Below are 24,274 nucleotides of genomic sequence, written 5' to 3'. Positions count from 1 at the left end.
GGCCCGCGCATCCCGAAATGACACCCGAAGAAGCGACCGAGGCCGCGCTTCGCGTTTTCCCAAGATGTTGTTGAGCAGAGGACACTTAGGTGGAACTGAATGACGAAATCCGCATCGCCGCCCCGCGTGACGTCGTGTATCGCGCGTTGAATGATCCGGATGTCCTGAAAGAATGCATCCCCGGCTGTGAAGAACTGATACAGCATTCGCCCGAGCATCTTGAGGCCAAAGTTGTCTTGAAGATCGGTCCGGTCAAAGCACGCTTTAGTGGAGAGGTGACTTTGGACAACTCCAAGGCCCCAGACGAGTTTTCTCTGTCGGGTGAAGGCAAAGGAGGTGCCGCCGGGTTTGCAAAGGGGGGTGCGGATGTCTCTCTGGTACCGGAAGGGGAAGAAACAACCCTGGCCTATACCGCGAAGGTCGAAGTCGGCGGAAAGATCGCGCAATTGGGTAGCCGGTTGATTGCCGGTACTGCAAAGAAACTCTCGGCCAAGTTTTTCGAGCGTTTTGGGGAGATCGTCGCCGAACAAACGGTTACCTGAAGGTTCATCGAAAGATCAAAGCCTAAGTATTCACCGTTTTCCGACCTGACCCGGCAACAAACACTTTGAGGGATGTTCCGGGTCACGCCAGATTGATCCCAGATTTTTGCGGGGGTTCCTATGGGATGGAGTGAATATCTGGACGTGCATCAGACGCGTTTTGTCGATGAGCTTTGCGATTTCATCCGGATTCCATCCGTTTCGGCAAAACCCGAGAATGCAGCAGATGTGCAGACCGCGGGCCAATGGGTAGTTGATCGCCTTAAGTCTGCAGGCATCGAAAACGCCAATATGTATCAGACGGCAGGTCATCCTGTCGTCTGCGCCGACTGGCTGCACGCCGGGCCCGACAAACCTACAATCCTTGTTTACGGTCATTTCGACGTTCAGCCGGCAGAGCCCTTTGATCTTTGGACCTCACCACCGTTCGAACCGACGATACGCGGTGATCGGATTTACGGGCGCGGCGCGACCGATGACAAGGGCGCGATGCTGATCCCCATTCTGGCCGCAGAAGCATTGCTGGCGGAGACAGGCAAACTGCCCGTGAACGTGCGGTTTTTCTTCGAAGGGCAAGAGGAAATCGGCTCTCCTGATTTGCCACCGTTTATCGAAAAGAACCTCGATCGCCTTCAGGCAGACATGATCTTTTCCGCCGACGGATCACAATGGGACACCGAAACACCGCAGCTGGTTCTTGGATTGAAGGGGCTGACGTCGCTTGAAATCGAGGTGACCGGAGCGCGCGCCGACCTGCACTCTGGCATGCATGGGGGCGGTGTGGCCAATCCAGCTCAGGCCCTTGCCCATCTGCTTGCCAGCATGAAGGCACCGGAGGGGGGCATCACGATTGAGGGGTTTTATGACGATGTCGTCGAGCTTACCGCCGAAGACCGTGACGCAATTGCGCGGGTTCCGTGGGACGAAACCGCCTATCTTGCACAGACCGGTGCACCTGCGACGCATGGCGAGCCGGGATACTCCACACGCGAAAATCTTTGGGCGCGCCCGACATTTGAAATCAACGGTTTGACCAGCGGCTGGCAGGGCCAGGGAACCAAGACTGTTCTACCTGCATCTGCGTCGGCGAAGATTACGTGTCGGTTGGTGGCCAACCAAAACCCGGAACGGATATTCGAGCTGATCGCTGCGCACGTCGATGCGCATTGCCCGCCCGGCGTCTCGGCCAGAGTCACCAGAAACCCCGGACGCGCCGATCCTTTCCTTGTACCGGCAGGCCACAATGCCACGGCCATCGCCGGTCAGGTTCTGGAAGAGGTTTATGGCAAGGCCCCCTACAAGACCCGGGTCGGCGGCTCAATTCCCGTTATGTCCACGCTGCTTGATCAACTCGGACTGCACGCCGTCATGTTCGCATTTGGACATGAGGACGAAAACCAGCACGCTCCGGACGAGTTCTTTCGCCTCCCGACATTTCGTTTGGGTCAGACGGCATATGTGCGGCTTATGCAGCGACTTGGCGATGAAACGGCCTGAACCCGCTTTTTCATCGCCCGATCACGATATCCGCACATAGACCACCCAGACGCTCGCTTTTACCCAGCCGCAATGTACCGCCATGCGCGCGCGCGATGTCGGCAACGATGGCAAGACCCAGACCGACTCCGCTGCCTTGATTCTGGTTTCGGGCAGGGTCAAGCCGGGTGAACGGCTTCACGGCTTCGGTTCGTTGCTCTAGCGGAATACCGGGGCCATCATCTTCGACCCGAATGCGCAAGGACTTTGGCGAGAGTGTCAGGCTCACTTCAGCGCGGGAGCCGTAGCGAACGGCGTTGCCGATCAGGTTTTCGACCGCGCGTCGCATCGACATTGGGCGCACCATCGCGGATCCCTCACCGTCGACCGACACAATTTCAACATCGTGACCGGCGCGTTGGGAATCCTGCACAATTCCCTGCAACCAAGATTTGGGTTCGACCTTTTCAGGCGCGCCTTCCGCGGCTCCTCGGGAAAACTCCAGAAACGCGTCCAGAAGCGACTGCATTTCGTCCACATCTTTCAGCATTTGCGCACCATCGTCTTCCGGCAGCAGCGACAATCCCAGTTTCAACCTCGTAAGCGGGGTGCGCAGATCATGGCTGACACCAGACAGCATCCGCGTACGTTGTTCTATCTGGCGCTCAATCCGCGCCCGCATATCCAGAAAAGCATTACCTGCCGCACGCACTTCGATTGCTCCGTTCGGCGTATAGGGCACCACCCTGCCCCGCCCGAAAGCCTGCGCCGCATCCGCAAGGCGGGTGATCGGGCGCAGCTGATTGCGCATGTAAAGGAATGAGATTGTTGTCATCAGGACGGCAAAGAACACCATCGTGACAATCAACTGGTGCGGCGCAGCGGGCGACAACCTCCTGCGATCAAAAACCAGCTCGAGGATTCCAAGGTCGGTGTCCAGATATACCCGGGCTTCTCTGCCGCTTGGCAGGGCGATTGTGACGATTTCAGGTATACGGTCGCTCAGATTTGCGGCAACTTGCGGCGCAATGAAGTCGTGCCAACGACGTGGGCCGGGCTCGGCTTCTTCGTTCGGTGGAAGGAACCGCGCCGTCATCCCCAGAACCGTGAGTTCGGATCGTAGAGCCGCCAGCGCCTCCTGCTGCGTTTCGGCGCCCTGAATGCCGTCCATTATAAGATCGACTTCGCGCGATGCCGTAAGCGTCATTTGCTGCGTCACTTCTTCGAGGTGCTTCTGCAAAAACGCGATGGATACAACCAGCAGCAGTACAATCACCGGCAGTACAAGGATCAAAGCAGCACGGGCATAAAGGCTGCGAGGCATATAGGGTTTGAGCCATTGCGACGACATGGGCTAAACCTAGCTGGCCACCTGGGTAAGAGGAAGAGGTCAGAATGCAATCCCCCGACAATTTCAACCCTTTACCCGGCATGGCAGAGGAACTTTCGCCCGGACTTCGTCGGATTCTCGCGCCGAATCCCTCGCCCATGACGTATCGCGGCACGAACACTTATCTACTGGGAACCCGAGATATCGCGGTGATCGACCCCGGCCCGATGATCGAGGCGCATCTGGACGCGATTCTGAACGCGTTGGAACCCGGTCAGAATATCAGCCACATACTTGTGACGCATTCGCACCTGGATCATTCTCCGCTCGCGGCACCGCTTTCAGCGCGCACAGGTGCGCCGATTTTGGCATATGGCGGCCCCATGGCCGGACGCAGCGCTGTCATGACCCGTCTTGCCCAACAGGGCCTCGCGGGTGGCGGTGAAGGAATCGACTCGGCATTTCGCCCGGATCAGGAAGTGGCGGACGGTCAGTTCATCAGGGGCGATGATTGGGAGCTTGAGGTCATCCACACGCCAGGTCATCTGGGCAATCATATTGCACTGGCCTGGGGTGATGCGTGTTTCACGGCAGATCATGTCATGGGGTGGGCCAGTTCACTGGTCTCCCCTCCCGATGGCGATCTGACGGATTTCATGGGTGCCTGCCATCGCCTGCGTGCGCGCAACTGGTCCGTGTTTCATCCCGGGCACGGCGCTCCGGTGACAGACCCTGCGGCTCGACTGGATTGGCTGATTGGGCACCGCCTGGAGCGTGAAGCGCAGATTTTGGCCGCTTTGGAGGATGGCCCGACAACGGTACAGGACCTGACCCGCCGAATTTATGTCGAGACTCCCAACGCGCTGCTGCCGGCCGCCGAACGAAACGTGTTTGCGCATCTCGTGGATCTGGTCGGTAAATCCCGCGTGGACCCGCTGCAGGAGCTGTCCGTATCAACACAATTCAGACGACTTAGCTGACCCGCGAAAATTTTTTCACCGCAAAGCGCTTCCCCTCTGGACGGCGAAAATCGGTGTTGTTATACGCGCCCTCAGTTCCGGCGTAGCTCAGCGGTAGAGCAGTTGACTGTTAATCAATTGGTCGTAGGTTCGATCCCTACCGCCGGAGCCAAATCCCCCCTTATGTTTGCACCTGAATCGCCTGCTTTGAGTATGCGGCGATTTCCGATTTTTTTCGCAAAAATCACTCTGCGCCCTCTGGACGCCCAGAAATCAGATTGCTATATCGCCCGAACCGTTCCGGCGTAGCTCAGCGGTAGAGCAGTTGACTGTTAATCAATTGGTCGTAGGTTCGATCCCTACCGCCGGAGCCATTCTTCTCAAAATATCACCCAGTCAGGGCTTCCCTGAATTCGTCACGCAGGGTGCGTTTCAGGATTTTTCCCGTGGCGTTGAGCGGAAGCGCATCCACAAACACCACCTTGTCCGGGACTTGCCATTTGGCGATCTTGCCGTCGAAAAATTCCAACAACTCCTGTTCGGTCGGATTCTCACCGTCTGCCTTGACTGCGACAAGCAAGGGACGTTCGTCCCATTTCGGATGGGGTACGCCTACTACCGCGGCGGTGGCCAGTTTCGGGTGGCCGACGGCGATGTTTTCCAACTCGACCGAGCTGATCCATTCGCCGCCTGATTTGATGATATCCTTGGATCTGTCGCGGATTGTCATATAGCCATCTGGGTCCAGTGTCGCGACGTCGCCGGTCGCGAACCAGCCATTCTGGAGAAGCGGCTGATCCTGAAGATGAAAATAACTGTCCAGCACCCAGTGACCACGCACCATCAGATCGCCCTGAGTCTCTCCGTCATGAGGCAGATCATTGCCGTCATCGTCCACGATCTTCAACTCGACCCCATAGGGCGGGCGTCCCTGGCTTTCGCGAAGCCTGTGCTGCTCTTCGAGCGGCAGGTTGAGATGTTTGGCCAGAGGATAATTGGTCGTCCCCAGCGGACTCATCTCGCTCATACCCCAGGCGTGTACGGTGTCGACGCCATAGGTTTCACGGAAGGTTTCAATCATCGACGGCGGACAGGCAGCGCCACCTATGACGGTGCGCTTGAGGCTGGCCAGTTGCGATCCGCTTTGCTCGGCATGAGTCAGAAGCCCCTGCCAGATCGTCGGGACACCCATTGCCAGCGTCACACCATAGGTGTCGATCAGATCAACCAGCGCTTCGCCATGCAAACCGGGCCCCGGAAGCACCATCCGCGACCCGGACATTGCGCAGGCGTAAGGAGAGCCCCAGGCGTTGACATGGAACATCGGCACAACAGGCATTACGACGTCCATGGCAGAATACCCGATGACATCCCGCGTATTCGACGCAAAACTGTGCAACACGGTCGAGCGGTGAGAATACAAAACACCCTTGGGATGTCCTGTCGTACCCGAGGTGTAACAGAGGCCACTGGCCGTGTTTTCGTCGAGGTCAGGCCATTCGAAATCATCGTTGCCGGTTTCAATCAACTCGTCGTAGAATTTCAGATCGGCCACCTGTTCCGATGCCGCGTCGTCCCTGGAACCCATCAGCACATAATGCTGAACTTCGGTCAGGTGTTCCTGCAAAGCGGCAACCAGCGGAATAAAGGTCGCGTCAAAGAACAACACACGATCCTGCGCGTGGTTGATGATATAGATCAGCTGTTCCGGGAACAGGCGCGGGTTGATCGTGTGGCAGACAAACCCCGCACTGGACACAGCATAGTAGACCTCCAGATGACGTCGGTTGTTCCAGGCCAGGGTCCCGATCCGGTCTTGCGGCTGCAACCCCAATTTGCCAAACGCCGAGGCCAACCGCCGCGCGTTTTGCGCAATTCCGGCCCAGTTGGTCTCGGTTACCGAACCGTCGGTCTCGACCGAGATGATCTCGGTTCCCCCGTGATAGCGGTCGGCGTGATCAATCAGTGACGAAATCAGCAGCGGCTGCGTCATCATCTGTCCCAGCATGGACATCCTCCCATTGTCAGCGTCGTGCCGCTATGGCCGCGCTTTTTTTGACCTGTCTGCACTACGCCCGGACAAGACCGGGTGGATCAAACAAGGCCTTGATTGGCAGTAACCCTGCCAATCTTTCAATTGTCTGACAATAAAAGAATGCACGCTCCACCGGCGCATAATTCGTACCGAGGTGTTAATCAGCCCCGATGCCGCAGCGCATAATCGATCAGTGCGGCAGTTGACCCATCCTTGTCCGCCGCGCTGACATCCCCGTCGACGATCGGCCCAAGTGAGGTAGCCAGTTCCTTGCCCAGCTCAACACCCCATTGATCGAACGAGTTGATCCTCAACAGAATGCCTTCGACGAAGACCCGGTGTTCGTACAGTGCTATAATCTGGCCCAGAACAAACGGTGTCAGCTTGGGGTAGATCAAAGTGGTCGAGGGTCTGTTGCCGGGGAACACCCGATGGCGGGACTGGCGTTCCAACTCTTCCCCATGCAACCCCTTTGCCGCCATGCGCTCGCGCGCCTCAGTCAGTGAACGGCCGCGCATCAGTGCCTCGGACTGGGCCAGACAGTTGGCCAGCAACAGGCGGTGGTGATGGACCAGTTCTGGTTCATGACCCTCAGCGGCGACCATGAACTCGCATGGGATCACATCAGTGCCCTGATGGATTAGCTGATAAAAGGCGTGCTGCCCGTTGGTGCCGGGCTCTCCCCAGACCACCGGACCCGAAGGCATGGTCAGCACGCTGCCGTCCATTGCGACCGATTTGCCGTTCGATTCCATCTCCAATTGCTGGAAATAGGCAGGCAGGCGCAACAGGCGCTGGTCATAGGGCAGAACGGCACGACTGGTGTGGCCCAGCACCTGGCGGTGCCAGATGCCAACCAAAGCCAGCATCACCGGCATGTTCTCAATCCATTCAGCGGAACGGAAATGCAGGTCCATCGCCTGCCCGCCGCGCAGGAACGCATCAAAGGCATTCGAGCCGACGGCGATCATCACCGGCAAACCTACGGGTCCCCAAATGGAATATCTCCCGCCAACCCAATCGGCGAAGCCAAAAACCCGGTCCTCGGGAATGTCAAAGGCCGCTGTCTTGTCCAATGCGCTGGAAACGGCTGCGAACTGGTGCGCCGGATCGCCGCCACCATCGATGATCCACGCACGAGCGGTGCGCGCGTTGGTCATGGTTTCGATCGTTGTAAAGGTCTTGGAGGCCACAATGATCAGCGTGCGAGTCGGATCAAGTTCGCGCAACGTGTCGGCGATATGGGCGCCGTCCACGTTCGAAACGTAGTGCAACCTCGGACCGTCGTGATAGGGCGCAAGCGCATGGGTCGCCATAACCGGACCAAGATCCGACCCCCCGATTCCGATATTCACCACATCGGTGAAACTGCCACCGGGGGCCTGGATAGCCCCGCCACGCACTTCCTCGGCAAAGACGCGCATCCGTTGCAACGTGTCCAGAACGCCGGGCATGACGTCCTCACCGTCGACTTCGACCGAGCCACCGTCGAGATTGCGCAAGGCAGTGTGCAAAACCGCCCGGCCCTCGGTCTCGTTGATTTTCTGCCCGGAAAACATCGCGTCGCGTCGAGAGGCAAGGCCGGCCTCATCACACAGACGGATCAGCTCCTTGCGGATATCCTTGTCGATCCTCGTTTTCGAGTAATCAAACAGCAAATCGCCTGTCGAGGCAGAAAAGGTGCCAGCCCTCTCAGAATCAGCATTGAAAAGATCCACAATGCGGGTGTCGGCGTTCTGGGCGGCGAGGGACTTCAGGCTTTCAATCTGCATATCAATCACTCCGACCAATGTACGGTCATGCCGCTCAATACGGCGGCGATCGGCGCTTCTTCGGGAGGCAGGGACATTGCCCTATCCAGCGCGGTCCGCTTTGCATCGCCATAAATGATCAGGTGCTTGGACAGCGCCCCGTCCAGCACCGGAGCCGTCAGTGTAATACGCGGTTCCGGCTGCACGTCTGTCCGTGCAACGGCAAGCATCGGCGCGCGACTGTCCAGCGCCCTGTCCAATCCATCCATTCCGGGAAACAACGAAGCCGTATGCATGTCCTCACCCATGCCCAAGACCAGAACCGAAAGCGGTAAAACGGGCGCAATAAGCGTTTCGATCTCGGCCAATGCCTCTTCCGGACCTCGTCCCGGTACGAAAAGCGGCACATATTCGGCGACCGAAGCGCGACTGGTCAGCAGCCGTTCACGGATCAGGCGTTCGTTCGAACGTTCGTGATCGGCCGGTACGCAGCGTTCGTCAGTAGGAAGTACACGCACGCGGTCCCATTCCAGATCAGCCGCGCACAGCCCATCAAAAATAGGTCCCGGGGTCGTGCCGCCCGGAACGGCAAAGGACACCAGATCATGGTGCAGCAAGGCGGCCTCGAGCTCTCCGGCCAAATCGTTTGCCACGTCGATGGCCAGCATATCGCGGTCAGCATATTCCCGTATCTTCATGGCTTGATCCCTTGCCAGTGGCGACCGTCGCGTTTCATCAGCAGCTCGGCGTCGCCGGGGCCGGTGCTGCCGCTGTCATAAGGTTTGGGCACATCGCCCCGTGCCTGCCATCCCGCAATGACCGGATCGGTCCAGGCCCAGGCGGCCTCGACCTCGTCCCCCCGCATGAACAACGTCTGGTTGCCCCGGATCACGTCCATCACCAGTCGTTCATAGGCATCCGGCGGGTCCTGATTTTCCGGACCCAGGGCCTCGGCAAAACTCATGTCCAGCGGGACGTCGACCAAGCGCATACCGCCCTGCCCCGGCTCCTTGATCGTCACCTTCAGCGTGATCCCCTCGTTCGGTTGCAGGCGTATCGACAGCGCATTGGCGTGCCGTCCGGCCTCTTCCCCGAAGATCGAATGCGGCGCGTCCTTGAACAGTACATTAATGACCGACGAGCGCGCCACCAAACGTTTGCCCGTGCGCAGATAAAACGGAGTGCCCGCCCATCTCCAGTTGCTGATATGGGCACGCAGCGCGACGTAACTTTCCGTGGTCGAGCGTGGATTTCCCACAATCTCACGGTAACCCGGCCCTTCTGGCCCTGCCGAATACTGACCGCGCACGATGTGATGCGGCTCAACCGGGTCCAGCGCACGGATCACTTTCAGCTTTTCGTCGCGCACGGCGTTTGGATCGAACTTGGCCGGCGGCTCCATTGCGATCAGGCACAAAAGCTGCATCAGGTGGTTTTGCACCATGTCCCGCATGGCACCTGCACGCTCGTAATACTCTTCCCGCCCTTCGACACCCACCGTTTCTGCCACGGTAATTTGGATATGATCGACGTACTGGCTGTTCCACAGCGGTTCGAACAACATGTTCCCGAACCGCACCGCCATCAGGTTCTGAACTGTTTCCTTACCCAGATAGTGATCGATGCGATAAATCTGCCCTTCGGCAAAATGCGCCGCCAGAGTGGCATTCAATACCCTCGCGCTGTCGAGGTCATGCCCAAAAGGTTTCTCCACCACCACACGCGTTTGGGCATTGGCCAAACCATTTGCATTGATCCGCTCGGCAAGAGGCCCGAACAACCGCGGACCAACCGAAAAATAAAACGCCCTGATGCGATCCCGCGCGAGCTTCTCCGCCAAAGCGGACCAGCCATCGTCCGAAAGCGCGTCCAGGGGAACGTAATCCACGCACTGCAAGAACCCGTTCAACGCATTCGCGTCCTGAGCCCGCTTGGGCACATGCAGACGCAACGAATCGGAGACCATTTCGCGAAACGCTTCGACGTCCAGCGCACCACGCGCTGCTCCGATGATCTGGGCATCTGCGGACCACTGACCTGCACAATAGCGACGAAACAGCGCCGGCAGGATCTTGCGTTGTGCCAGATCGCCGGTTCCGCCGAAAATGACCAGATCAAAGGGATCAACGGGTATGACGCGAGAAACCATGATTTTTCCTTACCTTGCCGTTCCGGCCATGTCCAATGTTAGCGCCACCATTTTTCTCTTTTTCGCTCAATCAAAACTCTGTCAGGTCCGCCTTTTTCACCTTTCCCCCCGATCCGGAGCGAACTAGATCGAGTGTAAAGACGCAAAGAACCGGAAGCGGGAATGAAAGACAACGCCACTCAGATCGCCAATATCGGCAAGTTTCAGGACAAATTGGTGACAGCAGACGGCCAACCCCGCGCATCGGTCCCGTTAAGCAATCCCGAGACCTTGTGGTTCAACACCGGCACGCTGTGCAATATTGAATGCGAAAACTGCTATATCGCCAGTAGCCCGACCAATGACGCCCTAGTCTATATCACTGCCGACGAAGTCCGGGACTACCTGAAGCAGATCGAAGCCCGGAACTGGCCAATTCGCGAGATCGGGTTCACTGGTGGTGAGCCCTTCATGAACCCGGAAATGATCGACATGACCCGGGTTTCTCTTGAGCGTGGCTTTGACGTTCTGATCCTGACCAATGCCATGCTGCCAATGATGCGCCGCAAAATGCGAGAAGGGTTGTTGGAATTACAACGCGATTATCCCGACAAGTTGATACTGCGGGTTTCCGTGGATCACTTTCGGCCCGAGTTGCACGACAAAGAGCGCGGCGTCGGCAGTTTCAAAAAGACCCTGACCGGAATGAAATGGCTGCGGGACAATGGATTTAGGATGGCCGTGGCCGGTCGCTCTGTCTGGGGCGACAGCGATGCCGAGAGCCGAGCCGGCTATGCCGCGTTTTTTGCCGAACATGGCTTTGACATCGACGCACATAATCCGAGTCAGACAGTCCTGTTTCCCGAGATGGATGAAACGGTTGATGTTCCCGAAATTACAACCGGTTGCTGGAGTATTCTGAACAAATCCCCCGACTCGGTCATGTGCGCTAGCTCGCGGATGGTCGTGAAACGCAAAGGCGCGTCCAACCCGGCGGTTCTGGCTTGCACTCTGCTGCCGTATTCGCCGGAATTCGAAATGGGTAAGACACTGGCCGAAGCTGAGGCGGATGTGCACCTGAATCACCCGCACTGCGCCAAGTTCTGCGTCCTGGGCGGGGCAAGTTGCTCTGCCTGAGTCGTCAGTTGATCCGAAACTCTCCGACCATGTTTTGCCACTCACCGGGCGCGATCATCTTGCGGTGCGTGAATCGCACGGAATGCAACGGACCTTCGATCTCTCGTTGCCAGAAGTCGATGAAATCGAACAGCTTTGGATGATCCGGCGCCAGATCGTATTCTTGCCAGATGAACGTGTTCAACACGTGTATGTAATCGGGCATGTGATAGAAAAACTCCGCCGTCGTCAGCCCGTACCCCTTGAGCATTAATTCTGTTTCGCTTTGCGCCATGCAGACCTCCAGATTGTTGCAAGGTCTCGTAAGGATAGCATGAAAACCACCTAACCCTTACTTAACAATATGTTACTCTGGTGTTACCGAGGATTTTTGCACGCGGAATCGTTGCTTGCTTGCACCTTATGTGCCGGGTCTGATAAGGTGCATCCACAAGATATAGACCCAGAACAATACACGGGCAGTTTACGTGAGCGATACGCCAGAAATTCCTGAAAACATGGACGAAACCCCGCCCGAGCGCCCAGTCTACGACGGCCCGACGGTCTCTATCGAATCCGAGATGCGCACGTCCTATCTGGACTATGCCATGTCGGTCATCGTCAGCCGCGCGATCCCCGATTTGCGCGATGGGTTGAAGCCAGTGCACCGCCGCATTCTTTATGCCATGCACGAGACGGGAAATACGCACGACAAGGCCTATCGCAAATCGGCGCGTCCGGTGGGCGATGTGATGGGTAAATATCACCCGCACGGCGACAGCGCGATCTATGACGCGTTGGTGAGGATGGCGCAGGATTTCTCGATGTCGCTGCCGCTGCTGGATGGTCAGGGCAACTTTGGCTCGATGGACGGTGATAACCCGGCGGCTATGCGCTATACCGAAGTACGGATGGACAAGCCCGCCGCGTCCCTGCTGGCCGATATCGAAAAAGAAACGGTCGATTTTCAGGACAACTATGACGGCAAGGACAAGGAACCGACCGTCCTGCCAGCCCGTTTCCCGAACATGCTGGTCAATGGTGCCGGCGGCATCGCCGTGGGTATGGCGACGAACATACCGCCGCATAACCTTGGCGAGGTGGTCGACGCGACGCTGGCTCTGATCGATGATCCGGACCTGACATCCGAGCAACTGATCGAATATGTCCCGGGCCCCGACTTCCCGACCGGCGGCGTGATGCTTGGCCGCTCTGGCGCGCGCAAGGCCTATTTGGAAGGACGTGGAAGTGTCATCATCCGCGCCAAGACCCGCACCGAGGAGATCCGCAAGGACCGCTATGCCATCATCGTGGACGAGATTCCCTATCAGGTGAACAAGGCCGCAATGATCGAAAAGATCGCCGAGGCCGTGCGCGAAAAGCGTATCGAAGGCGTCGCCCATGTACAGGACGAATCCGACCGTAATGGCGTGCGCGTCGTGGTGGAACTGAAACGTGACGCGACGCCCGAGGTGGTTTTAAATCAACTCTATCGGTTCTCACCGATGCAGACCTCGTTCGGCTGCAACATGCTGGCCTTGAACGGCGGCCGCCCCGAACAACTGACCTTGCGCCGATTCCTGACCTCGTTCATCGATTTCCGCGAGGATGTTGTTGCACGTCGTACCGCATACGATCTGCGCAAGGCACGTGAACGCAGCCACATCCTGTGTGGTCTGGCCGTGGCAGTCTCGAACGTGGACGAAGTGGTCGCCACCATCCGCTCCTCGGCAGACGCCGCCGAGGCGCGTGAAAAGCTGATGACCCGCCGCTGGCCCGCCTCCGAGATCGAAGGTTATCTACGCCTGATTGACGATCCGTTGTCCAAGATGAACGACGACGGCACTTACAACCTGACCGAGGTTCAGGCCCGAGCGATCCTCGACCTGCGCCTTCAGCGCCTGACCCAACTGGGCGTCAAAGAGGTCACGGACGAGCTGGAAGAACTGGCAGCCAAGATCAAGGAATACCTGGATATTCTGTCCTCGCGCGAGCGCATCATGGGCATCATCGCAGATGAGCTGCGCAGCGTCCGTGAACAATTCGCCGTCGATCGTCGTACCGAGATCGTCGACTGGTCGGGCGACATGGAAGACGAGGACCTGATCGAGCGCGAAGACATGGTCGTGACCGTCACCTCGGGCGGTTACATCAAGCGGACCCCGCTTGCCGATTTCCGTGCCCAGAAACGTGGCGGCAAGGGCCTTTCGGGAATGCAGACCAAGGAAGAGGATGTGGTCACCAACCTCTTCGTTGCCAACACCCACACCCAACTGTTGTTCTTCACCACCGAAGGCATGGTCTACAAGCTCAAGACCTGGCGCCTTCCACAGTCCAGCCGCACCGGCAAGGGCAAGGCGATCGTCAACATCCTGCCGATCCCGACCGGCGTTTCCATCGCGGCAATCATGCCTGTGGATGTGCCGGACGACGAATGGGAAAACCTGCAGATCGTTTTCGCCACAAGCGCCGGCGATGTGCGCCGCAACCGTTTGTCGGACTTCACCAACGTCCGCCGCAACGGTAAAATCGCGATGAAACTGCCGGAAGGCGTGGAACTGGTGAACGCGCGCATTTGTTCAGAAGACGAAGACGTGATGCTGGTCACCAATTCCGGCCGCGCGATCCGCTTCCGGACAACAGATGTTCGCGTCTTCAACTCTCGCGAATCCACCGGTGTTCGGGGAATCAGGCTGTCCAACGGCGACCGCGTTGTGTCAATGTCGGTGATCCGCCACTTCGAGGCCGACCCGGACGAGCGTGCAGCTTACCTCAAGATGCGGCGCGCTGTCGCCGGTGTTACTGATGATGCAGAGACGGATGAAGAAGAAGGCAATGCCGACAGCCTGTTGCCACAGGACCGTTACGCCGAAATGTCGGCCGCTGAAAACCTGATCCTGACCATCACGGCCGGCGGTGCTGGCAAGCTCAGTTCCAGCCACGACTATCCAGTGCGGGGGCGCGGCGGTATGGGTGTTGCCGCCATGGACAAGGCGATGCGCGGCGGTGAATTGGTGGCTTCGTTCCCGGTGGAAATCGACGACCAGATCATGTTGGCAACGTCCAAGGGCCAATCGATCCGTGTCCCCGTTGACGGCATCTCCTTCCGCTCACGTTCGGCTGGCGGCGTGAAAGTCTTCAACACCGGCAAGGGCGAAGAAGTCGTCAGTGTCGCCTGGATCGCCGATCAGGGGGACGAGGAAACCGAGGAATAACCTCACGCATTACGTCACATCTGAAACAAAACGCTCGCTCTGCGGGCGTTTTTTCGTTTTGAATCACGATCTCGGTAGCGCCGCAGACGATCCGCTTGCCCGCAGCCCGATGGCTGCCTAGGTTTTGTATATGCAATCTTTTGCACATATCAGACCGGCCTACAGCCGTGCCGAACGCATCAGCGACGGCGTTGTTCACGTTTTGGGCGTGTCTTCGGCTCTGATCGCGGCTCCGATACTAGTTGCGTTGACCTTCTATTACCGCTCGGACCCGGCCGCTGTGCTGGGTGCATCCGTTTACGGTATTACACTTGTTGTCATGCTGACCTTTTCGGCGCTTTACAACATGATCGAGAGCGACAAGTGGTCGGAGCTCCTCCGCCGCCTCGATCATTCCGGGATATATGTCAAAATCGCGGGCACATACACGCCATTTGTTCTATTATCCGGCGTTCCGGCGACAGGTCTTCTTATCGGGCTGTGGTCCTCTGCAACTTTGGGTGCCGTCATGAAGATGGTGCATCCAAACCGATTCCGGTGGTTCGGTCTTGCGCTTTATGTCCTGATGGGCTGGGCCGCGGTCTGGGCTGGCCATGGGATGCTGGCTGAACTTCCGCAAACCGTTCTGGTTTTGATGTTGGCGGGCGGGATCGTCTATACCGCTGGTATCGCGTTTTATCTTCTGGACTGGCTACCCTATCACAACACGATCTGGCATGTGTTCGTGTTGACCGGAAGCGTCTTGTTTTTTGCCGCAGTCGCCGTCCGCATTGAGCACACACCGATTGTGATACTGTGATCCCGAATTCAGCTGCGCAGACGACGCCCAAGTAGGGGTTCGGCTCTCTGCCGGATTCATAGCTACAGCGGGTTCTCGCGACCTCACAGGTTGTACAAGCCGCCGAACTTGTCTTCCAGGTAGGTCAGCAACGGCTCCGGCCCCGGCTCCATTCCGCTCGCGCGCTGAATGTTCTCGCGTGGTGCATAGAGGCCGCCATATTGCTGAACGCTGTCGCGCAACCAACCCGTCGCGCCCGTGGTGTCGCCCTTAGCCAGTTGATTGTCCAGTTCCGGAACTGCGTTGCGCAACGCCTGATAGAGGCACCCGGCATAGACATTGCCCAAAGAATAAGTCGGGAAGTAACCGAACAGGCCAACAGACCAGTGCACATCCTGCAGACACCCGTTTGATGGCTTGTCCACGGCATAACCAAAATCAGCGGCAAAGCGATCATTCCACGCCGTCTGCAGGTCACTTACCTGAAGGTCACCGCTCATCAGCGCGCGCTCCAGATCAAAGCGCAGCATGATGTGAAGGTTGTATTGAACCTCGTCCGCCTCGGTGCGGATATACCCGTTGTGGACGCGATTGACGGCGCGGTAGAAGGCATCGGCATCCGCAATTCCGAAGTCGCCAAAAACCTCGGTCATCTGCCCAAAAAGCCAGCCAGTGAACGCGCGGGACCGGCCCAACTGGTTTTCATAGATCCTGCTCTGGCTTTCGTGCACACCCATCGACACGCCCCGGCCCAAGGGTGTCAGGGCATAACTGGGGTCGATCCCCTGTTCGTATGCGGCGTGACCAACCTCGTGAATCGTTGAGTAGAAACAGTTGAACGGGTCGGTTTCGCTGGTCCGCGTGGTGATCCGCACGTCCGAGCCGCTGCCGGAACTGAACGGATGCACGGCCTTGTCCACGCGGCCCCGGTTCAGATCGTAGCCGAACGCGATGGCCAGTTTTTGCGACAGACGCATCTGGGCCAGTTCGTCGAACTTCCCTTTCAATGCAGCGGGTTCCGGTTTGTCCAGAACCGCCGCGCGCAGGGCAACCAGACGCGGACGCATCTGATCGAAGATCGCCGCAATCTGGGCGCCGGTCGTGTTGGGTTCGTAATCCTCGACCAGGGCATCATAGACGTCACCGCCCTGTGCCAGCGCCTCACCTTCCTGACGTTTGAGCGAGACAACCTCTTCCAGCACAGGCAGAAAGGCGGAAACATCTTCATCCGCACGGGCCTGCGCCCATGTGCCTTGCGCAGCGGACGTCACGCGCGCAATAGCCGTTGCCAGATCTGCGGGCACTTTGACCGCGCGGTCATAGGCACGGCGGATTTCGCGCATCTGCGCCTTGCCGACCTCATCCTGAGGGGCGGCCTGCTCCAGCCAATCTGCCACGCGCGGGTCAGATCGACGGGCATGCAAGACAGCCTCGATCGCGGCCATTTCCTCGGCGCGTTGTGGCGCTGCCCCACGCGGCATCACCGTTTCCTGATCCCAGCCCAGACGTCCGGCAATCTGTCCGAGGGCCGAGGTTTCTCGCTGATAGGCCATCAGATCGTTGAAAGCTGTCATTTATGTCATGCTCCGCGCAAAGAAGTTGCAATGGGGTACGCCGTCAGGAACCGTGCGCGCAGGATCAGGGTCCAGACGACGACGGCCATGAACTGATGGAAAATCGCGATCTGCCAGGGCGCGCCGTAGACGACAGTCAGAATGCCGACGACCACCTGCAGGGACAGAGCCGCAAACATGGCATTGAAGGCAAAGCGCGTTTGTGGGTGCGCGCTGGCACCACCGCGCCTCCAGACCACGACACCGAAGGCAAACAGCAGATAGCCAGCGCAGCGATGGATGAACTGGACGAGCCCCGGGCTTTCGAAGAAGTTGCGCCACATCGGTTCCAGAATCGTGGCATCCGGCGGCAACAGTTGCCCTCCAATCAGCGGCCAGTCGGTATAGGACCTGCCAGCGTCGATCCCGGCAACAAGCGCACCAATGAGTATTTGTAAAAAGGCGAAATGCATTAGGCCGGTCGACAGTGAAAACAGTTTCGCCTCTTTCGCACGGCGGGCCTGCATCAGGTCGCGCTCCTCGCGCCGCAGCATGAAAATATACCAGGCCAGAAACCCAAGGATCACGAAAGCCAGCCCCAGGTGCACGGCCAGCCGATAACTGGCCACGGCGGTCATCCCTTCGCCCTGTGTCACGCCCGAGGCAACCATCCACCAGCCCACGGCCCCCTGAATTCCGCCTAGCGCTCCGGGGATAAATAGCCGGCCGGTCCAGCCAGCCGGAATCTTACGCGCGATCAGGAAGCCCAGGAAACCAGCGGCCCAGACCAACCCGATCACCCGGCCCAGCTGACGGTGTCCCCATTCCCACCAATAGATCGTTTTGAAATCGTCCAGTTGCATCCACTGGTTCTGGATGCGCCACTGGTCGATTTGCTTGTATTTGTCGAACTCCGCCTGCCAGTCGGACTCGGTCATCGGCGGGATGGCTCCGGTGAGCGGACGCCACTCGGTGATCGAGAGGCCGCTGTCGGTCAGGCGTGTCAGACCTCCGACCGCGATCATCACAACGACCAGAGCAAACAGGACCATCAGCCAGACCCGAATGGCCTGACGCGCGCCTCCGCGCCCCTTGTCGATCATTCCGGGCTGAACCGCCTGTTGCTTTTCTGTGTCCGAGACGTCTTCGAAGATGCTGCGCTTGCCGCTCATGCCGTCCTCATGTCCTGATTTTCGTCGCAAGCTAGGGCTTGGAGGTTGATAGGTCCAGCCTCAGCCCTTTTCCTTCCAGCGGACCATCTGACGCATGATGCCGTGCAGCATCTGCACATCCGACCGCGTCATTCGCATCCGTGACCACAAGTTGCGAAGGTTTACCTTCATGCCTTCTGCCTTTTCAGGTGGATAGAAGAACCCGGCCTCGTCCAACCGATCCTCATAATGCTCGACCAGCTTTTCAACCTCGATGCCAGTGGCCCAGTCGCCCCTGCCCAAATCGGTAGCCTCATGCACGACGTCGCCGGTCTGGCGCATCCATTCATAAGCCGTCAGCAATACGCACTGGCCGAGGTTCAGCGAGGCGTATTCCGGATTCACCGGGACAGAGATAATGGCGTTGGCCCTGGCGATATCTTCATTCTCAAGCCCGGCGCGTTCGGGGCCAAACAGTACCGCCACCTTTTCACCAGCCGCGACTTTCTGGACCGCGATCTGCATTGCGCGTTCTGGGCTGTAGACTGGTTTGGTCAGGCCACGCTGCCGGGCGGTTGTGGCGAAGACAAAGGTTTTATCAGCCAGCGCGCCAGCCAGGTTATCGAACAGTTGCGCCTCGTCCAGCAGCCTACCGGCCCCGCTCGACATTGCCACCGCCTTTGGATTCGGCCAGCCATCCCGAGGTGTCACGATCCGCATCCGGTCCAGACCGAAATTCCACATCGCCCGCGCAGCGGCACCAATGTTTTCGCCCATCTGCGGGCGGACGAGCACGAATGAAGGTTGGGATGTATCGCTGGGCATCACTTACTCCGGAAAGGTCCGCCTGCTCTAATCCGCGCAATCGCGCAGAGCAAGCCGCCCGTGCCCCTTCTGCTCCCAATTACCGGCGCGACAGGCATAAAAGTTTGCTTCCCCGTCGCAATCCGCTAAACCGCGCCAAAGACTGAAAGCGAAGGACGCGCCAATGGACACACCCGAGCAGCCGCAGGTTTACCTGATTACCCCGCCGACAATCTCGTTGAGCACCTTCCCTGACCAGATAGCCCGTGTGCTGGACGGCGCCGAAATCGCCTGCATTCGTCTGGCGCTTGCCGGAAATGACGAAGATGCAATCGCGCGCGCAGCCGATGCCTGCCGCGACGTGGCCCACGCACGCGATGTGGCATTGGTGATCTCCAACCATGTGTTGCTGGCGCAACGGCTGGGGCTGGACGGAGTGCATCTGGACGATGCTGCACGCTCGGTTAGGGCTGCACGCAAGGAACTGGGTGCCGACGCTATCGTGGGCAGCTTTTGCGGCGCGTCCAGCCATGATGGCATGACCGCTGGCGAGGCCGGAGCGGATTATGTGGCCTTTGGTCCCGCTGGCAATGCGGCCCTGGGTGACGGCACCCGCGCGGAAAAGGATCTGTTCCAGTGGTGGTCCGAGATGATCGAGGTTCCGGTAGTGGCCGAAGGAGCGCTGACCCCGGACCTGATCCGCGAACTCACGCCCTGCACAGACTTCTTCGGCATCGGGGATGAGATCTGGTCCAAAGACGATCCTTTGTCCGAATTGAACGCTCTGATCGCGGCAATGGGTTGAACCTGGCTGTTTGCGGTACCATTCCGACTTGCAGGGAAACGGGTACTGCGGCATGACATCAGCATGACTCAGAACAGCGAAATCCTGTGTATCGGCTCGGTCCTGTGGGACGTGATCGGGCGGTCTGCCAGCGCGATGCGGCAGGGCTCGGACGTACCGGGGCGGATTACCCGCCTACCCGGCGGCGTGGCCATGAATATTGCCATGACCCTTGTGCGTTTCGGCATGACGCCAACCCTTCTGACGGCCATTGGCCGCGACCCCGAAGGCGATGAGCTGATCCATGCCTGTTCACGGCTTGGTATGGTGACGGATCATGTCTACCGTTCACAAGACTTGCCGACCGACCGCTATATGGCCGTCGAGGGCGCAAATGGTCTGATTGCGGCCATCGCCGACGCCCATTCGCTGGAAGCGGCGGGCGCCAAGATACTGCGCCCCTTGATGCATGGTCCTTTGGGGTATGAGAACACACCTTTCGAAGGCCCGATCGCGCTAGACGGCAACCTGACGTTGACCCTGTTGGAAGAAATCGCCCAAAGCCCGGCCTTCGCCCGCGCCGACCTGAGGGTTGCACCTGCCTCTCCCGGCAAGGCCGAGCGCCTGCTGCCCTTCCTCAAGCACGCCCGTGCAACCCTTTATGTAAACCTCGAAGAAGCCGGCTTGTTGTGCCAGCGAGAATTCACCGATTCCGAAAGCGCCGCCAAAAGTCTGCTGGATCGGGGTGCTTTGCGGGTCCTGGTCACGGACGGCGGTAACTCGGCAACCGTCGGTTCGGCTTCCGGCGTTCTGACCCAAACCCCACCGTCCGTTCTTGTCACCCGGGTGACGGGCGCGGGCGACACTTTCATGGCGGCCCATATCGCTTCAGAATCGAGCGGTGCGGATAACGAAGCGGCCCTGAGCCGCGCCCTGCATGCCGCTGCCACCTATGTCTCCGGAGAAACCCCACTGTGATCGACATCCAATACTCTGACGAGGTCCGCACTGCCAAGGATGCTGGCCAACCTATCGTCGCGCTGGAAAGCACCATCATCACCCACGGCATGCCCTACCCTCAGAACATCGAGGTCGCGGCACAGGTGGAACAAGACATCCGAGATGCGGGTGCCACCCCGGCAACCATCGCCGTGATTGAAGGCCAGTTGCATGTCGGGCTGGAACCGGAACAGTTGAAAGCGTTGGGCTCAGCGCAGGGCGTGGCCAAAATCTCGCGCGCGGACATGGCAGCCTGCATCGCCACAGGCGGCACCGGGGCCACCACCGTTGCCGCCACCATGATCGCTGCGCATTACGCAGAGATCGACGTGTTTGCGACCGGCGGGATCGGAGGCGTACACCAGGGCGCCGAGACGTCATTCGACATCTCGGCCGATCTTCACGAGCTGGCGCAAACGCCGGTAACAGTTGTCGCTGCGGGTGCCAAAGCCATACTGGACCTCGCCAAAACCCTGGAGGTTCTGGAAACACTCGGTGTTCCCGTCATCGCACATGGTCAGGACGAGTTCCCTGCATTCTGGTCCGCCAAATCCCCCTTTGTGGCACCGCTTCGGATGGACAGCGCAGACATGATTGCGAAAGCTCACGCCACCCGCCGCGCGCTCGGCTTACCCGGCGGACAATTGGTCGCCAACCCGATCCCGATCACCGACCAGATCCCGGCCGAGGAACTGGCCCCGATCATCGCTTCAGCTCAGGCTGATGCCGAGACGCATCGGATCACCGGCAAAGGCGTCACACCCTACCTGTTGCAGCGTATCTTTGAGCAGACCGAAGGGCGCTCACTGGTCGCAAATATTGCACTGGTTCGGAACAACGCGCGGCTCGCAGCCGGAATCGCGCGTGCTCTGACCGACGGCACCGCATAACACTGCCCTATTGTACCAATGCGCCGGACTGCTTAACTAATTCCGCAAATCACTCAGGACTGCAATGAATACACCCTTTGACGAAGAACCGCATCGCCGCCCGGGCTTGTTCGCCGGGCTCCGCGCGTCATTCCTGACGGGGATCGTCGTCATCGCACCGGTGTGGCTGACCGTCTGGCTGATCTGGTCGGTGGTCGGCTGGATCGACAGCGCAGTTCTTCCGCTGGTGCCGCAGCGGTTTCAGCCTCAGGAATATGTGGGGATCAACCTGCGTGGTGTAGGTGTGGTGATCTTCCTGATCTTCACAGTGATGGTCGGGTGGGTCGCTAAGGGCATTCTGGGTAGATCGCTGATCCATTTCGCGGAAAGCCTTGTGGACCGTATGCCGGTGGTTCGGTCCGTCTATTCCGGCATCAAGCAAATTTCGGAAACCGTTTTCGCCCAGACGGAACGTTCTTTCGAAAAAGCCTGTCTGATCCAGTATCCGCGCCGGGGCATCTGGGCCATCGGGTTTGTGTCGACCACCGCCAAGGGTGAGGTCAGTGAGCGCGCAGAAACCAGCGGCGGATTGATGAGCGTCTTTGTCCCCACCACGCCGAACCCTACGTCCGGCTTCCTTCTGTTCTTTCCGGAAGAGGATGTCATCCTGCTGGATATGTCCATCGAAGACGCGGCAAAACTGGTGATTTCAGCCGGGCTTGTGTACCCAAACGAAAAAGATCCGACACTACCGCCCGAGTAATCAGCCGAACATCGATGGCAGATCGACGGTGCTGCGCTTACCCAAATCGCCCTTGTGGTCGCGCAGGAACTGATGCGCCGCTGCCTGCCCGGCCTGTTTCAGCCTGTGCAGAATGATCGGATTGGGAACGGTCTTGGTCGCCGTAGACAGATCGTTCATCAATTCGTCATCGGCAATCATGTGAACCAGAACGCGATTCATTTCTCCGGCCTTCAGTTTTCCTTCTGCCAGCAGCCGCTGCACGAAATTGATCGCACGCAACTCGCGGAACAGCGACGAATTAAAGCTGATCTCATTGATCCGGTTCTGAATCTGCTGCGGTGTTTTCGGCACTTCGTCCCGTTCCAGCGGGTTGATATTCACGATCACCACATCGTCCGGCAATTCCCCGTTGAACAGCGGATAGAGCGCCGGGTTGCCTGTATAACCGCCGTCCCAATAAGCTTCGGTTCGCCCTGATTTGGGATCGAATATCTCGACCGCCTGAAACAGGTTCGGCAAACAGGCCGAGGCCAGAATGGCATCCGTTGAAATCTCGTGACCCGTAAAAACTCTGATCTTGCCGCTGCGGACACAGGTGGCGCACACGAACAGGTTGGGCCCGTCATCGGCACAGATCTCATCAAAGTTGAACCGGTCCACGACCGACTCCAGCGGGTTCTTGTAGAAGGGTCCGTACGCATAAGGCGACACCAGCCGCGACCAGGCATCGGCCACCGAAAACGGAGCTGCATATTCCAGCGCCTGCGCTATATGCGCCGGTTCGACTCCGCGCATCCAGTGGGCGATCCGCATATCCCCGACCGCCCCCATGCGTTTCCAAAGACCGTCCAGATAATCCCGCGCGCCCTGACGCCCCGCATGCACCATCCCTGACTTGAATGCGGCGCCATTCAGCGCCCCGGCCGAGGTTCCGGTAATCGCCGCAACCTCGATATCTTCTTCATCCAGAAACCGGTCAAGCACGCCCCAAGTGAACGCACCGTGGGCACCACCGCCCTGCAAAGCCAGGTTGATGCGTTTCAAACTGCGTTCCTCCCTTTGATCAGCGCTGATGGCAAGTGCCACGGTACGTTATAGAGCCGTCCAGCCGCCATCCACCGAGATTGCCGTCCCCGTGATCTGCGACGCGGCCTCCGAACACAGGAAAACAGTCGTTCCGCCCAACTGTTCAACCGTTGCGAATTCCTTGGAGGGCTGCCGCTCGAGCATGATGTTCTTGATCACGTCATCGCGGCTCATGTTGTATTCTTTCATCGTGTCGGGGATTTGGGATTCGACCAGCGGTGTCAGCACATATCCCGGACAGATTGCGTTGCAGGTGATCGGTTCCTGTGCGGTCTCCAGAGCGACGGTCTTGGTCATTCCAACGACGCCATGCTTGGCCGCAACATAAGCCGCCTTGTATGGTGAAGCGGTCAGACCATGGGCCGAAGCGATATTGACGACCCTGCCCCACCCCGCCTTGCGCATCATCGGAAGCGCGGCGGCGGTCGTGTGAAAGACCGAGTTCATATTGATCGCGATGATCGCGTCCCACTTTTCGACTGGAAACTGATCGATCGCCGACACGTGCTGAATGCCCGCGTTGTTCACCAGAATATCACAGGCGCCAGCCTGTTCGATCAGGGCACGACACTCCTCACCCCTGGACATGTCGGCCTTGATATAGCGCGTTTTGGTTCCGGTTTCCTGGGCGATCTCAGCAGCCAGAGCATGATCTTCGTCACGATCCGTGAACGAGTTCAGAACGACATCCGCCCCGGCCCTGGCAAGTTCGCGCGCGACGCCAAGCCCGATCCCCGAATTCGATCCTGTAACGATGGCTGTTTTTCCAGACAGGCTCATGGCCGCTCTCCCTCTCGTGTTCAATTCGCGGACACAGTGCCATGCTGCACCTGCAAAGAAAACGGGGAATGATCCGGGGGCCTTTCCCAGACAAATTCTGCACAAAAAAACGCCCGCACGAAGCGGGCGTTAAGTTATTGAGGCAGGTTTCATACAGGCAAGAAACCTATCGA

21 protein-coding genes and 2 tRNA genes are annotated in these 24,274 nt (G+C 58.6%); 12 read left to right on the top strand and 11 right to left on the bottom strand.

Translation table 11 applies throughout. The annotated features are described in order from the left end of the window. Positions 1 to 89: 89 nt before the first annotated feature. Positions 90 to 542 (top strand): SRPBCC family protein, encoded by a 453-nt coding sequence (locus tag AC2TEL_RS13495; protein ID WP_480904477.1) that lies wholly within the window; start codon positions 90 to 92, stop codon positions 540 to 542. 120 nt (positions 543 to 662) lie between these two features. After that, positions 663 to 2,039, top strand: a complete 1,377-nt coding sequence (locus AC2TEL_RS13490) for a dipeptidase (RefSeq protein WP_480904475.1) — start codon at positions 663 to 665, stop codon at positions 2,037 to 2,039. Between the two features lie 10 nt (positions 2,040 to 2,049). Here AC2TEL_RS13490 and AC2TEL_RS13485 read toward each other — a convergent pair whose 3' ends face one another. Further along, positions 2,050 to 3,369, bottom strand: coding sequence for an ATP-binding protein (locus tag AC2TEL_RS13485; protein WP_480839987.1), 1,320 nt, complete (start codon positions 3,367 to 3,369; stop codon positions 2,050 to 2,052). Positions 3,370 to 3,413: 44 nt separating this feature from the next. Here AC2TEL_RS13485 and AC2TEL_RS13480 point away from each other — a divergent pair, with 44 nt between their 5' ends. From AC2TEL_RS13480 to AC2TEL_RS13470, 3 genes are all read left to right on the top strand, one after another. Continuing rightward, on the top strand, positions 3,414 to 4,328 hold the full coding sequence (locus tag AC2TEL_RS13480) for an MBL fold metallo-hydrolase (protein WP_480839989.1): 915 nt from the start codon (positions 3,414 to 3,416) through the stop codon (positions 4,326 to 4,328). Positions 4,329 to 4,404: 76 nt separating this feature from the next. After that, a tRNA-Asn gene (locus AC2TEL_RS13475) sits at positions 4,405 to 4,479 on the top strand. 127 nt (positions 4,480 to 4,606) lie between these two features. Next, positions 4,607 to 4,681 (top strand) — tRNA-Asn (locus AC2TEL_RS13470). 14 nt (positions 4,682 to 4,695) lie between these two features. Here AC2TEL_RS13470 and AC2TEL_RS13465 read toward each other — a convergent pair. The 4 genes from AC2TEL_RS13465 to zwf all read right to left on the bottom strand — a co-directional run bounded on the left by AC2TEL_RS13465 (position 4,696) and on the right by zwf (position 10,242). Beyond that, a complete protein-coding gene (locus tag AC2TEL_RS13465) occupies positions 4,696 to 6,315 on the bottom strand; it encodes a long-chain-fatty-acid--CoA ligase (RefSeq protein ID WP_480839990.1) in 1,620 nt (539 codons plus the stop codon). A gap of 188 nt (positions 6,316 to 6,503) precedes the next feature. Beyond that, positions 6,504 to 8,114 carry a glucose-6-phosphate isomerase gene (pgi, locus tag AC2TEL_RS13460; protein ID WP_480904472.1) on the bottom strand — a complete coding sequence of 537 codons (1,611 nt, stop codon included), beginning with the start codon at positions 8,112 to 8,114 and terminating at the stop codon, positions 6,504 to 6,506. Between the two features lie 5 nt (positions 8,115 to 8,119). Continuing rightward, positions 8,120 to 8,791: a 6-phosphogluconolactonase gene (gene pgl, locus AC2TEL_RS13455; RefSeq protein ID WP_480839994.1), complete on the bottom strand. Its 672-nt coding sequence runs from the start codon at positions 8,789 to 8,791 to the stop codon at positions 8,120 to 8,122. Next, positions 8,788 to 10,242, bottom strand: coding sequence for a glucose-6-phosphate dehydrogenase (zwf, locus tag AC2TEL_RS13450; protein WP_480904469.1), 1,455 nt, complete (start codon positions 10,240 to 10,242; stop codon positions 8,788 to 8,790). The genes pgl and zwf overlap by 4 nt, the downstream gene beginning before the upstream one ends. A 162-nt stretch (positions 10,243 to 10,404) precedes the next feature. Here zwf and AC2TEL_RS13445 point away from each other — a divergent pair, with 162 nt between their 5' ends. Then, positions 10,405 to 11,358, top strand: a complete 954-nt coding sequence (locus AC2TEL_RS13445) for a radical SAM protein (protein ID WP_480904466.1) — start codon at positions 10,405 to 10,407, stop codon at positions 11,356 to 11,358. A 4-nt stretch (positions 11,359 to 11,362) separates the two neighbouring features. On the opposite strand, the gene AC2TEL_RS13440 is transcribed toward AC2TEL_RS13445, so the two are convergent. Continuing rightward, positions 11,363 to 11,632: an usg protein gene (locus AC2TEL_RS13440; RefSeq protein WP_480839998.1), complete on the bottom strand. Its 270-nt coding sequence runs from the start codon at positions 11,630 to 11,632 to the stop codon at positions 11,363 to 11,365. A 193-nt stretch (positions 11,633 to 11,825) separates the two neighbouring features. Here AC2TEL_RS13440 and gyrA point away from each other — a divergent pair, with 193 nt between their 5' ends. Beyond that, entirely contained in the window at positions 11,826 to 14,552 is a 2,727-nt protein-coding gene (gene gyrA, locus AC2TEL_RS13435; RefSeq protein WP_480904463.1) for a DNA gyrase subunit A, read from the top strand. Between the two features lie 130 nt (positions 14,553 to 14,682). After that, on the top strand, positions 14,683 to 15,351 hold the full coding sequence (trhA, locus tag AC2TEL_RS13430) for a PAQR family membrane homeostasis protein TrhA (RefSeq protein ID WP_480904460.1): 669 nt from the start codon (positions 14,683 to 14,685) through the stop codon (positions 15,349 to 15,351). Positions 15,352 to 15,434: 83 nt separating this feature from the next. Here the strand turns inward: trhA and AC2TEL_RS13425 are convergent, their stop codons facing one another. From AC2TEL_RS13425 to AC2TEL_RS13415, 3 genes are read right to left on the bottom strand one after another with little or no spacing between them, the layout of a single operon-like run. Beyond that, on the bottom strand, positions 15,435 to 16,904 hold the full coding sequence (locus tag AC2TEL_RS13425; protein ID WP_480904457.1) for a carboxypeptidase M32: 1,470 nt from the start codon (positions 16,902 to 16,904) through the stop codon (positions 15,435 to 15,437). 5 nt (positions 16,905 to 16,909) lie between these two features. After that, complete coding sequence (gene ctaA, locus AC2TEL_RS13420) at positions 16,910 to 18,055, bottom strand: heme A synthase (RefSeq protein WP_480840005.1); 1,146 nt, start codon at positions 18,053 to 18,055, stop codon at positions 16,910 to 16,912. A gap of 60 nt (positions 18,056 to 18,115) precedes the next feature. Beyond that, the gene (locus AC2TEL_RS13415; protein ID WP_480840007.1) at positions 18,116 to 18,859 is read right to left on the bottom strand and encodes an RNA methyltransferase; all 744 of its coding nucleotides are present in this window, start codon (positions 18,857 to 18,859) and stop codon (positions 18,116 to 18,118) included. Between the two features lie 163 nt (positions 18,860 to 19,022). On the opposite strand from AC2TEL_RS13415, the gene AC2TEL_RS13410 reads away from it, so the two are divergent. From AC2TEL_RS13410 to AC2TEL_RS13395, 4 genes are all read left to right on the top strand, one after another. Next, on the top strand, positions 19,023 to 19,643 hold the full coding sequence (locus AC2TEL_RS13410) for a thiamine phosphate synthase (protein WP_480904454.1): 621 nt from the start codon (positions 19,023 to 19,025) through the stop codon (positions 19,641 to 19,643). A gap of 63 nt (positions 19,644 to 19,706) precedes the next feature. After that, a complete protein-coding gene (locus AC2TEL_RS13405; RefSeq protein ID WP_480840011.1) occupies positions 19,707 to 20,600 on the top strand; it encodes a PfkB family carbohydrate kinase in 894 nt (297 codons plus the stop codon). Continuing rightward, positions 20,597 to 21,511 carry a pseudouridine-5'-phosphate glycosidase gene (locus tag AC2TEL_RS13400; protein WP_480840013.1) on the top strand — a complete coding sequence of 305 codons (915 nt, stop codon included), beginning with the start codon at positions 20,597 to 20,599 and terminating at the stop codon, positions 21,509 to 21,511. Before AC2TEL_RS13405 ends, AC2TEL_RS13400 begins: the two co-directional genes overlap by 4 nt. Positions 21,512 to 21,575: 64 nt before the next feature. Then, on the top strand, positions 21,576 to 22,253 hold the full coding sequence (locus AC2TEL_RS13395; protein WP_480840015.1) for a DUF502 domain-containing protein: 678 nt from the start codon (positions 21,576 to 21,578) through the stop codon (positions 22,251 to 22,253). On the opposite strand, the gene AC2TEL_RS13390 is transcribed toward AC2TEL_RS13395, so the two are convergent. Beyond that, positions 22,254 to 23,279 carry a patatin-like phospholipase family protein gene (locus AC2TEL_RS13390; protein ID WP_480904451.1) on the bottom strand — a complete coding sequence of 342 codons (1,026 nt, stop codon included), beginning with the start codon at positions 23,277 to 23,279 and terminating at the stop codon, positions 22,254 to 22,256. It lies immediately after the preceding gene. 48 nt (positions 23,280 to 23,327) lie between these two features. Then, entirely contained in the window at positions 23,328 to 24,101 is a 774-nt protein-coding gene (locus tag AC2TEL_RS13385; protein WP_480904448.1) for a 3-hydroxybutyrate dehydrogenase, read from the bottom strand. Positions 24,102 to 24,274 lie beyond the last annotated feature (173 nt).

The organism is Ruegeria sp. HKCCD9138, from assembly GCF_057220975.1.
The sequence above is the reverse complement of the archived record's forward strand: the minus strand, read 5'-3'. Positions and strand labels throughout refer to the sequence as shown.